Origin of the sequence: Lachnoclostridium sp., from assembly GCF_031997925.1 — a bacterium.
Taxonomy (GTDB): domain Bacteria; phylum Bacillota; class Clostridia; order Lachnospirales; family Lachnospiraceae; genus Lachnoclostridium.
Genome location: NZ_DAMADT010000014.1, coordinates 90,321 through 104,010, shown reverse-complemented (window position 1 = coordinate 104,010; position 13,690 = coordinate 90,321). Strand labels below are relative to the sequence as shown.

At 33.2% G+C, this 13,690-nt stretch carries 3 protein-coding genes; all 3 read left to right on the top strand.

Annotated features, from left to right (window positions below; all coding sequences use genetic code 11):
• The first annotated feature begins 442 nt into the window (after positions 1-442).
• On the top strand, positions 443-2,191 hold the full coding sequence (locus RTP52_RS10960; RefSeq protein WP_312371281.1) for a restriction endonuclease: 1,749 nt from the start codon (positions 443-445) through the stop codon (positions 2,189-2,191).
• Between the two features lie 1,184 nt (positions 2,192-3,375).
• Complete coding sequence (locus RTP52_RS10955; RefSeq protein WP_312371278.1) at positions 3,376-10,026, top strand: fibronectin type III domain-containing protein; 6,651 nt, start codon at positions 3,376-3,378, stop codon at positions 10,024-10,026.
• An 11-nt stretch (positions 10,027-10,037) separates the two neighbouring features.
• Positions 10,038-13,690: S8 family serine peptidase (locus RTP52_RS10950; protein WP_312371276.1), on the top strand; the 3,653-nt coding region annotated here is incomplete at its 3' end.

The window sequence follows — 13,690 nt, the reverse complement described above, 5'->3', positions numbered from 1 at the left end:
GATGCAATTGCAGATATTACTGTATTTGGGCGTATTGCAGGTAGAAACGCTGCAAAAGCGGAATAGTTAAAAAAGATCTGATAAAAAAACAAGCTGCTGTCAAACTAACGTAAGATTAGTCTGACAGCAGCTTGTTTGTATTTTAACGAAGTTTTAGAAAATTAATTGTTATAAAATTTTAGACGTTTTGTTATCAATGTAATTGGCTTTAATTAAAACTAGACAAGAAATTACAAGACTAAAATGACCGGCGTACGGGAGCCGCATAAGGCTACCATGTCCTAGTTTTTCAATTTCGAGTAATTTTTTAAGATTTTGTAATACTAGCATTATGGTTATATGTAAAAAAATAATAGTTTATTTGTATTTTAAGTATTTATGTAATATAATGGATGCAAATGAAATATGGTACAATTTAGCATTATACAAAGGGAGTGTTAAGGTGGCAGGTTCGAGAAGTTTTGATAAAGGCCTAATAGGCTATGGGAAGGTTGATAATGTTTGGAATGTTAATGGAACAAAAGTTTTACGTTATCAACAAGAAATATTGCATGAAGGTTTGAAGGAACACAAAGTAATATCTGCGCCAGAGAGAGATATACTTAACAATAAAGTCCGTGTTCAAGTAGAAAAATGGAATGAAAAGTGGAATGAGATTCAAGAAAAGAAACGTATAGAGGATTTAAAAAAAGCCAGTGTAGATGAAGCTTTAAGAAAAACTAAAGAAGCTGAAGAAAAAATTAGTGAAGTTGAAGATATATTAGTTAGTTCTTTAGAAATTGATCATACAATAGATTGGGAAGCATTAATGGATAGAAGTGAATTTAAAGAGCCTTATCCATTAAAACCATCTGAACCAGTACTAGCTGTATTACCAGCTTATCCTGACAAAAATGATTCGGAATTTCAACCAAAATTTAATATCCTAACAGGTTTGTTTAAGTCTTTAAAGAATAAAGCAATCATTAAAGCAGAACAAAATTACAAATTAGTATATGAAGACATTGATACTTTATATAAAGAAAAGACTTTGTGTAATTCTCAACTAATAGAGCAACATCAAAAAAGTTTAGAAGAATATGAGTTTAAAGTCTACGAATGGAATGATAGGGAAGCAGAATATATTAATAAACAAAATGATTTTAATGCCGGAATTGAAAACTTTAAGTCGAAATACTACAATAATGATACTGAATCAATTATTAAATACTGCGATATGGTTCTTAGTGACTCCATATTACCTGATTTTATTAACAAGAAATTTGATATTGACTATAATCCAGAAACCAAAATTCTTATTATAGATTATATGCTTCCGGAAATTGAAGCATATCCAAACATCAAAGAAGTGAAATATGTAGCCTCAAAAAATGAACTCAATGAGCTTTATTTTAATAATACTGTTCTAGAAAAACTATTTGATACAACAATATATAAATTGATTTTACGAGTACTATATGAAGAATTTCAGGCAGATGTTATAAATGCATTAGACGCAATTTCATTAAATGGTTGGATTAACTTTTTAAATAAAGCTACTGGTAATCGTGAGGACGCCTGTATAATTAGTATACAGGTAAAAAAAGAAGTTTTCAATATTATTGATTTAAAGAATGTAGATCCGAAAGCTTGCTTTAAAAATTTAAAGGGTATTGGAAGTTCAAAACTTGCAGGTATTACACCAATACAGCCAATTTTAACCTTAAATAAAAATGATAAACGTTTTGTTGAATCATATAATGTAACCAACAAATTAGATGACTCAACTAACTTAGCTGCTATACCTTGGGAAGACTTTGAGCATCTTATAAGAGAATTATTTGAGAAAGAATTTTCGTCTAATGGTGGTGAAGTAAAAGTTACTCAGGCAAGTAGGGATGGTGGGGTTGATGCGGTTGCGTTTGACCCAGATCCTATAAGAGGTGGGAAGCTAGTGATACAAGCTAAGCGTTATACTAATACTGTAGGTGTATCTGCTGTACGTGACTTATATGGTACTGTTATGAATGAAGGAGCGACCAAAGGTATTTTGGTAACAACAGCTGATTATGGCCCTGATGCTTATGAGTTTGTAAAAAATAAACCATTAACACTGCTTAATGGTGGTAATTTATTACACTTACTAGAAAAGCATGGACATAAAGCAAAAATAGATTTAAAAGAAGCAAAAATTCTTAACGCTTCAATATAAAATAATGCATGAATGAAATTTTTTATCCTTTTTGCTTAATAATTTATTGATACAATTATTAAGCAATACCTTCACCTCCTAGTGACTTTGATAGTCAGACACTGGGAGGTTTTTCTTATATAAAACAGAAAATGCTGAGGTCATGAGACTATTTTAAACAAAAGCAAAAAGATTGAAAGAAGAGGGGGATGATATGTATAACATATTTGATTTGATTATTTTATTTGTAATGTCATTGTTAGTATCTTTCATAATTTCAATCACTAGAGGGGACAAGGAGCATATCTTAATAAAAACTATAATTTCAACAATCTTTATTTTTTTTGGAATAATTATAGTAAGAGCATTCTGAACAGATTCTGAATTAAGTATTACCACTAATTATTTATTTTTCATAGAACTGAAGTTTTTGTGGAAGGAATAGCGACTACTGGTTTAAAGGGTTAGATTGGAGGAATTCAAAGATTTCAGTAATAAGTAGTCTATATTAACAAAATTAAATAAATATAGATAAGCCATAGAATGAGGTGATTTACACTTTTGTTCCATGGCTTTTTGTATTTAAATGTATTATTAATTACGATTCTTTCTAACATTTAAAGAAAAAATCTTTATTTTACTTTAATTTTTGAGTGGAATCGACTAAAACTACTAAACTTAAAGATATTTACTTTTAGACATTGTTTAAGTGAATTATAATTTTGATTTTCAATTTGCTCTAATAAAAGTTTATAATGCAGAAAATTGAAACATGTGATAGAATGCTAATAATTGTAAAAATATTCCAGTAAATTTATTAAAATGATATTAGAGGGGAGGCTTTTAATAATTGATTTATTAAATATTTGCATTCTATGGATTATATTACAATTCATAAAAGTAAATTCAAATAGGGAAATGAACTTACTTTAATTACAACTTGGATTTATGAGAAACAGAAATCTTTAGTGCTAACTTTGATGTTTATTTAAAGCAGCATTAGAATCGGATTAAGTGGTATTAAAGCAAAATCATAAGATTTTTTTATTTTAATTACTCAGATATTAACTCTAATACTTACGCTGTACGGAAATATTAAGAAGAATCGAATTCTATATAATAAATGATGTATAGTATATAGTTACATTCGAAAAATGAAATTGATTATATGGGAGTAGAATTTTAAACTTAGAAAGGGTCTAACCATGAAAAGAATGAGAAAACGTACAAGAATTCTTACATTATTGCTATGTGTAATTTTTTTATTTTCCAGTACAGTACAAGCATATTCAAAGAACAAACTAGATAAAGAAGAAAAAAAGTCATATAAGCAATTTATAGTAAAATATAAAGATAGCATACAAGATTTAGATAGTAAGTTGAAAACTAAAAAATCCGAAAGCAAAATGAAGGACTTTAAGAAACTTAAAAAAAAGAATACATATGTGGTAAATATCGATGAAAATCAAATTAATGATTTGAAAAATGATAATGATATAGAACTAATTGAAGAAGATTATCTAGTAGCATGTTTAGATATAAAGAATGAAGTAAATGATAGTACACAACAAGGTATAAATGAGAGCAATCCTGATTCAGATGAGATATTCAACGATGATACTTTAGATGTTGAGTCTGATCAATTGGAAGAACATTTTGAAGAACATTTGGATGACTATATTGAAGAGGTTATTCTTGAGACAGGAACAGATTCACAGTACTCTGCTTTGGGTGATGAGATAACGTGGAATATTAATAGAATAAGTGCACCTGAACTGTTTCAACAAGGAATTACCGGAAAAGGTATGAATGTGGCAGTATTTGACACTGGAATAAATTTGAATAACAGTGAACTAAATGTTGTCGGTGGAATATCATTTGTAGACGGAATTACGAGCTATGATGATGATAATGGTCATGGAACTGAAATGGCTAATATAATTGCTGCTACTAATAATGGTAGTGGATTCGTAGGAGTTGCTCCTGATATAAATTTGTACTCTGTGAAAATTTTAGATTCTACGGGTCAAGGAAGGTATAGCAACATAATTAATGGGATCGATTGGGCTATTGAAAATAGAATAAATATTATTGTTCTTAGTCTTGGAGGGACTGGATATTCAAAAATACTTGAAGAAGCAGTAAAAAAGGCTTCTCAAAACAACATTTTATTAATAGCTGCTGCTGGTAATAGCGGTAATCGAACAAATGTATATCCTGCAGCATTTCGTGATGTTGTTTGCGTCAGTTCGACAGATAGTAACAATATGATATCTGTTTACTCATGTATTGGAAATAATATCGATATCGCTGCCCCAGGAGAAAACATTCAAACCGTAGATGCTTCTGGAAATAGAACAATAGTAAGTGGAACATCTGTAGCTGCCCAGCATGTAGCTGGTGTTGCTTCTCTTTTATGGAGCTTTGACAAAAATTTAACAAATGCTCAGATAAAATTCCTCCTATATGAAGGAGCAATAGAAACAGGGAATCATGAACAATATGGGCATGGCATCTTAAATGCAAAGAATTCATATAAAAAATTACAGGAAGGTAATTATGAATATACAATATTTTATGAAGATGGAACGAAGGAAACAATTAAAGCAGATATTGATGTTGGAGGAGAGGGAGTAATTAGTGCGTTAACCTCCTGTCCATGCACGACTTGTTATCAGGGAAGCTCCTATTATAATTATTCAGAACACAGTAGCGGAGGGCATCGAAGAGTTTATTATTGTGGAAGCTCTGCTTGCCAATCAAAGTGCGGAACAGCATGTAATTATGCTACTAGTACATATGACAAACTAAGCGGATGTTCCATATGTTATCCTCCTCATGTGCATGCATGGGGTCCATGGGCAGTAACAACGACTGGAACATGTACACAAGTTGAAGTATCAACAAGAAAATGTTCCTGTGGACAGATAGAGAAAAAAAATGGAACTATAAATTCTAGCAATCATACTGGCTGGGGTTCTTGGAGTGTGACTAATGCTGGTAACTGTAAGGTCAAGGCTACATTACAACGAACTTGTTCCAAATGTTCGAAATCGGAGACAAAAGAGGGTGATTATGGAAGTCATCCTTGGGGTTCATGGACGCAGTATCAAGCAGCCACATGTATAACCCAGGCAGTGTTCATTAGAAAATGTTCATTATGTTCTACTTCAGACTCAAAAATAGAAGGAGGATACGGAAGTCATACTTGGGGAGCGTGGCAAGTAAGTCAAGTTGCAACATGCAAAATACAGGGAACTTCTATTAGAATATGTTCCACATGTAAATCGTCGGAAAATCGATCTGACCCTATCAATCCTTCCAATCACACTCTGTCATCAAGCTATTCTTGTGTACATAGGGGAAGTTATGATGATCATGTGTATACTTGCGTTAATTGTGGCGCAAGTGTTAGTAGGGATTCTCATTCTTGCACTTGCCATGTTTGTTATTATACCACAAAAACATACGGCAGCCATACATCGACTGGGCATAGCGTATATTTAAGATGTTCGTGTGGTTCCGAGTCGTATCAAGGTTATAAAGAAGCTAATCCTAATTGTCAAATATGTACTACTCCACCATATTTAAGTATCTCAAACATAACTGCTGGTTTAGTACTATCAGAAACACAAACGGATTTTAAAGTAATAATTAATGTCATGGATAATAGTGGGGATGCTTTAACATGTGAGTATTTTTTGGATGGGGTTTCCGTTGCTCAAGGAAAAGAAGTAGTTACAGATACTAAAAGCACGAAACAAGTACAATTTACAACTGGCATTAATGCTGCAAATCTAGCGGAAGGACAACATACAATTACGGTAAAGGTTAAAAACAGTATCTCACCTGTAGCATCTCAATCAGTACTCTTTTATGTAGATAAGTCTGCACCTGTGATATCGAATGTTACTGCGAAGGCTTCTTCAAATGGAATTACATTAACGGTAACTGCAAGTGATACATTATCAGGCCTTCACTCCAATGCTTATCGCTATACATTTGGTACTCAAGTAAGCGACTGGATTACTGCATCTGAAATGATATATACTTCATTACAGCCAAATCAATCCTATGCTTATAGTGTTGAGGTTCGAGATAAATTAAATCATATCAATAAATACAATGGAACTATAGCAACATTATCTTTGGTACCATCGGTTGTGTTAAGTGCAAATAACCCTAATGCGATAAATGTCCAAGTTAAGGATGAAAATCCATTAGATACTTTGTACTGTATTCGTGTTGGGGAGTATTATGCAAATGCATCGGGAAGTCTACAATCTTCTATAAGTTACTTTACATTATCGACGAAGCAAATTGCTATAACTGGACTGGTGTCTGATACCACATACAATATTTCAGTTCAAACAAAAAATAAAGACGGAATCACATCTAATTATAGTAGTGTAGCATCGATTACCACTTTACCAGAAAGTCTTTCAGCACCAAACAATATAAAGGCTACTGCAGACACTCAAACACAGATAACTCTGACTTGGGATATTTCCATGCGAGCAACCAGCTATGAAATAGAAGTAAATGGTAGTAAAGATTATATTACAACGATAGATAATCGTTATATTCATAAGAATTTGACTAAGGATAGTACTTATTCTTACCGAGTAAGAGCAAATATTGGTGAGGTAAAAGGAATTTGGAGTAAAATAATTACACAAAGTACGCTTCCAGAGGTACCAGGGTTAGTTGATTATGATTCAATTTATAACTATTATAACAAAGAAAATCAGCTTTATTTTGCGTGGGATGGTATGAATAATGTAGAAGGTTATCAAGTGGAGTGGAATGGTATATTACTTGATATGGTAACAACTAATTTAATACTCTGTCCAAATCAAGAACCTAATACACAAAGCATAATAAGGATTAGAGCAAAAAATCGAGGCGGTTACGGTGGATGGACGTTACCTTATATTACATATTCTAGAGTAAAGGTACCAGATAATATTAAAATAGATTCATATGAAGATTTTTCAGTAATATTGAATTGGTCTTCAGCATCAAATCCAAATAATACGAGATATCAAATCGGTATTTTTGATAGTATAGGTAATATAGTAAAGGTGGTCAGTGTAGGACCTGAAACTTACGGTACGGTAATTGGATTAGTTGCCGATACGAATTACATTGCTAAAGTTAGAGCACTGAATAATATAGATGAAGTTACAGAATGGTCGGAAGGCATTGCATTTAAAACAGGTCAAGCTAGACCTAAAGTACCTAGTCAGCTAAAAGCAACGGCACAAGGGCAGTCTATTATTTTATATTGGGATGAAGTTGAGAATGCTACCAGTTATGAAATTACCAGAGATGGAAAGATTATAGCAAGTGGGTTAAGGACTTGCAACTATGAAGATCGGAATCTACTTCCTGAACAGGGCTATTCCTACTGTGTTTATGCAGCAAATGACGAAGGATTTGGAGTATCTAGTAATACCTTGGTTAAAAAGACACTTGGCCTTGTACCGTCAACACCAGAAGGTATTCGTTATGATATCAGCGCTACATCTATTACAATATCATGGAATAATCTTGAGAATATCACCGGATATGAAATTGAGATTGATGGTCAAATAATCAACGTTGGAACGGAAGCATTTTATCAACATAATGGATTAGAACCTGGTTCCTATCATACCTATCGATTAAGAGCGCGAAACATGAATGGAAGAAGTATGTGGAGTGATATACAAACAATAAAATCTACCCCATTACTACCATCAGTACCACAGAATGTTGTAGCTATTATGTCTGGAACAATAATCGAGGTACATTGGAATGGAGTAAAAGATGCTGAGTCTTATGAGATTGAGAGAAATGGAGAAATTATACCATCTAATCAGTTAATGTATCAAGAGACATCACCATCGCATGGAGAGTATTATGTATATCGAGTTAGAGCTGTTAATGAGACTGGGGTCAGTGATTGGTCTCAATCTTATACAATCCTGTATGAGAACAATAATATAATTGATCTAGATATACAAGTTGAGATATTTAAAACACAAGCAATAGTACATATTAATAATAAGGATGTTATATCAAGGGTTGAAATTATTGATTTAGTTACGAATGAGAGAACAGAAGTTACCAATGATTTTAATATTATTTTTAGTGGTTTAGCACCTGGATATCGATATTACTATAAATTGTTAGTATATGGGGAAAACAATGAATTCATTGGTAGCCAGATGATTACAGCGACAACATTAACAGAAGCACCAACTCTCATATATAAGAGAAATAGTCTCTATAATTTGTTGGAATGGTCATTTGTAGACGGTGCATCGGAATATGAATTACAGTGTAATGGACAAATTATATACCGCGGAGACGAATTACGGTATCTTGCAGAAAATAGTCAGACAGATGAAGAATTGGTATATCAGGTTCGTGCCATAAACATAAGCGGTTATAGTGATTGGAGTAATCAATGGATTATAAAAGATGAAAAAGGCCAATCAATTAACGCTAATGATATAAGGATAATGCGTATGAGTAATTCGCAAGTGATTGTTTCTTGGAAACCTATCATGGGAGCAATTGGGTATCGAATTATCGATGATTATGACAACGAGTATAGTGTTGAATCTACAGAACTAATATTAGATATATCCCAAAACACACAATTGTCTTTAAAAATTGCTTGTTTATATGAAAATAATCAAATAGGAGAATATTCAGAAGTTGTGACAATCAGTGTACCTGGCATGATACCTAAAATTCCTGTAATTAAACAATCTGAATTAACAACAAATTCTATTATTATTTCATGGGATTTACAGGAAGATGCAACTGGATATGAAATCAGTATAGGAAACGATATTGTAAATATTTCGAATGAGTCCCAATATACCTATACTGGAATATTACCTAATACGGAATATGTTATCAAGGTACGGGCTATCAATGGAAGTGGAGCAAGTGCTTGGAGTGAACCTGTTAAAGTAACAACAACAAATGACTTAACTAAATCGCCTACAGGTTTCTATTGCAACATAGATGAACAAGGTGAAATAAACTTACATTGGAATTCTATGGATGAAGCTATAGGTTATGAAGTAAAGGTAAATAATGAAACTATCTTAAAGACTGATAAAAACTATTTACCTATAGTAGATACTTTAATAGGAAGAAAATATACCTTTTCGATTAGAGCATGTTATGAAAATGGGACCAGTAATTGGAGCCCAACCTTAGAATATACAGTTAGTATTGGTGCACCACAAAAGTTATCAATTGAAAAACTTGAAGAGGGTTATCAAATTTCATTCACACCAATCAATGGAATAACATCATATGAGATTGAGGTAGATGGAATCACGCTTTCAACAAATGAAGCATGGATTAATCTGTCATTATCAGATCATCTATGCCATAAGATTCGAGTTCGTGCAAGATACGATAATATGATCGGACCATGGTCAAATTATACTGAATACCTCACCAATACAATAACAACATTACAAGTTAGCCAAAATGAGGATTTCAGCTTAAGCTTGTATTCAGAGAATGTAATAAATAATTCTCAATACCGTATGGAATTATCTTATTCAATAGATGATTTGAAATTAGTAGATTTGTCAGAATATACAGAAGAGCAAGAAACATATACAACATTCATTAGTAAATCAATGAATGGATCTGAATGGTTGAAGTTGCAAGCTGTTATTAAACGAGAAGGTCAAAGAGAGAAGATAATAATAGTGGCTAACATTCCGATGTTTGATGACTATTTTTATTCAGGGATAATTAACAGTATACGTTTTAAAGCTCTAAATACGAAGCAAGTCGATATTGAATATAAGTTATCATATGTTAACAAAGGGGAGTAAAGGGGGATTTTATGAAAAAGCTTAAAAAGTTGATTACTGCTTTACTAATTATTTCGCTTATTTTTTCTACTATTAATATCACACCAGAAACACTAGCTTATGCAAAAAAGAATGACGAGACGAAGGAGAACATTCAAAGTCATAAAGATAATACGAATCGAAGTAAACCGACAGATATTATTATAAAGTATAAAGATAAATCAGGTTATATCAATGCTTGTAAAAAAGTTAAATCGAAACTTAAATTAAAAGAATTGAAGCAAAAAAAACAATTTAATAAGCAAAAGTTATCAATTATTGAGGTTGAAGAAGTTTCTCAAATTCATGAAATTATTTCAGAGTTAGAAACTGACCCGAATGTTCTGTATGCACAGCCAAACTACCCATTAACTGTTGCATCAGTACCTATGGATGAACGATTTGCTGAACAATGGGCTATTTATAACACTGGGAAAGAAATTGAGGGAAAGCAAAGTCGAGAGGGAGTTGATATGAATGTATTACCTGCCTATGATATCACCAAAGGGGATGCGGAGATTGTCATTGGTGTTTTGGATACAGGGATTGATATCAATCATAGTGACTTAGCAAAAAACATTTTCATCAATAAAAAAGAAATCCCTGGGAATGGAATCGATGACGATGGGAATGGTTATGTTGACGATGTGAACGGATGGGATTTTAATCATGGTGATAACAGTGTTTTTGACTCATCTGAAAGTGACCTTCATGGTACCTATGTAGCAGGTATTATAGCTGCAATTGGGGATAATAAGGGAATCACTGGAGTAGCTCCAAATGTAAAGGTTTTGCCGTTAAAGTTTATTGATGGTTTTACTGGATATACATGTGATGCCATTGCTGCTATTGAATATGCAAAGAACATGGGAGTAAAGGTTATTAATTGTAGCTTCGGAGGAACAGACAATAACCCTGCACTGAAAGAAGCTATGGAAAACAGCGGAATACTGTTTGTTTGTGCAGCAGGAAATAGGGGGGGAGATTCTACAGATTATCCAGTTTACCCTGCAAGTTTTGATATTCCTAATGTGATATCGGTAGCAGCAATCGACACGATGGGTATCCTAGCTTCCTTTTCAAATCGAGGAAAGCAAATAGATGTGGCAGCACCGGGGGTTAATATTCTAAGTACAATTCCTGAGAATGGATATGACTATTATTCAGGTACATCAGTAGCAAGTGCTAATGTTAGTGGGATTGTTGGTTTAATGCTAAGTAAGAATAAGTCTTTAAGCAACAATCAAATAAAAGAGAATCTTTTAAAAACAGTAACAAAATGTGATGCTCTTTTGGGAATTATAGCTTCAGAAGGACGTGTTGATGCTTATGGTGCACTAACAAATAAAATAAGAGAACGGGATACCTATATGGGAGAAGGGACCTTAGATGATGATTTGATTAGTCAAGGAGAGGGAGAAGGTGATGCATGGTATACCATGGATCAGCTGTCAAGGATCAAAGAAAGACTTCATTATGGAGAAAGTGGTGTAAATCCGGCCTCCGGTAACTTTTCAGTCACTTGTACCGATATGTCAGTGCCAAGCATCGGTTTTCAGGTTAATTTTAGTAGAACCTATAATTCAAGAAATGAAAAAGCTTCCTTACTTGGACGTGGCTGGACCTTTGGATTTGAAGGAAAATCTACAGGACAGGACTTGGTTGAAATCACCTTACCAGATGGCAGTGCTCATCGTTTTAGAAAAAGTGGTTCAGAATATAAATCCGAGGACACAAGAGCTAATTATATAAGAAATGCGGATGGTAGTGGAGTTTTAACAACGTTAGATCAGTATAAGTATGGTTTTGATGTATCTGGTCGAATGGTCTCTATGCAAGATAAGTGTGGAAATCAGCTTCAGATTACGTATAAGAATAATCAAATTACATCGATTCAAGATAGTGTAGGTCGGATATACACCATAGGATACAATTCACTAGGGTTAATCGAAAACATTACGGATATAGAAAATCGGAAAGTTCGATATGAGTATGAAGATTCTCTATTGACAAGAGTAATTGATCCAGATGGAAATGTTACTAAATATAGTTATAATAGCAAGAAATTCTTAACAAACATGTATGATTCCAGTGGTGAATTAATACAAACTTTAGCCTATGATTATACGATTGGAGATTCTCAGGACAAGGTTATTTCATCGTCGGATGCGTTTAAGGATACATGGAACTATCAATATGATATGGTAAATCGGAAAACAACCATAACCAACAGCCAAAATAGGAAGTGGACCTATTGGTTTGATACTTCTATGTATACAACGAAGGTTCAGAATCCACTGGGACTTTCCACTACTACTTATTATACCTATGAGAATGGAAGAAATGTATATGGGGATGTGTATGCCACAACTGATATTAATGGCGGTATTACAAAATATGAATACGATGCGAGAGGCAATGTTACAAAAGTAATTAAGCCGGATGGAAGTACCAAGCAATATGAATACGATGAAAAGGACAATATAACAAAAGAAATCAGGGAATCAGGTGCCGCAATATGGTATGTTTATGATAGCAATAGGGTAAATCTATTAAAAAAGGTAGAAGCCCTAAGTTTAAATATGAATTATCAGCCTGGTACATCGGATACAAAAGATTTCGCGATTACAATTTATGATTACTATACGAAGGAAGAAGCTAACAAACTCTTCTCTTGTAATGTATCCGGACTGCTAAAGACTACAACTGATCCTACAGGTATTTTAACAAAATATGAGTACGATAAATATGGTGATATTTCAGTAACCATTGATGGAGATGGTAATTCAAATAAAAATACATACAATGCGATTGGTTGGAAAATGTCCCAAACAACACCAAAGGGCGAAGTAACAAGGTATCAGTATAATAACAACGGATTACTGGTAAAAACAACGAATCCGGATGGTGGTGAACAACGAAGTGTATATAATACAGCAGGTAAACTTATCAAACAATTCGAACCAAACCAATTGGGAGAACTGCCATCGATAGAGTATACCTATTATAGCAACGGTTTACTGAAGGAAAGTAAAGATGCTTTGGGAAATATAACATCCTATACCTACGATATTTACGGAAACCTAGAAAAAGAAAGAAGATCAAATGGAAGTATCTATCGTTATGAATTTGATGCTATGGATCGTTTGACGTCAACTTATTTTAAGGATAGTGAAGAATCTTTCGAAGTATTACTGTCGACTAAGAGATATAGTGAGTTGTCACTAGGGAATAGCCAGATTACAGAAATCATTTATTTGAATGAGTATGAAGGCGCTGAGACTACTTCCGTTTATGATTATGATGGAAAAGTCTTATCAATAACGTATCCTGATAGAACTAAAGTGCAAAACTTCTATAGAGAAGATGGAGCGCTTTTAGAATCAATTGCACAAAATGGAGCAATTTCACGATACCAGTACGATGTTCGAGGAAACAGAATTCATAGTTATCAACCAGTGGAAGTGAAGAATGGAACCATATATTATTCTTATGAAGGTTACGATTATAATAAGTCCGGCAAATTAACCACTTATCAAAAAGGGATAAGTCTAGTGACTTATGGACAAATTCCTGAGGATGTATTTACAGCTTCTACCGTTTATTCTGATCGCACGGGATTAGAGATAGCAAAAACGGATTCAGA

Coding starts and splice junctions, on each gene's coding strand:
- RTP52_RS10955 (WP_312371278.1), top strand. CDS start 3,376: ATGAAAAGAATGAGAAAACGTACAAGAATTCTTACATTATTGCTATGT.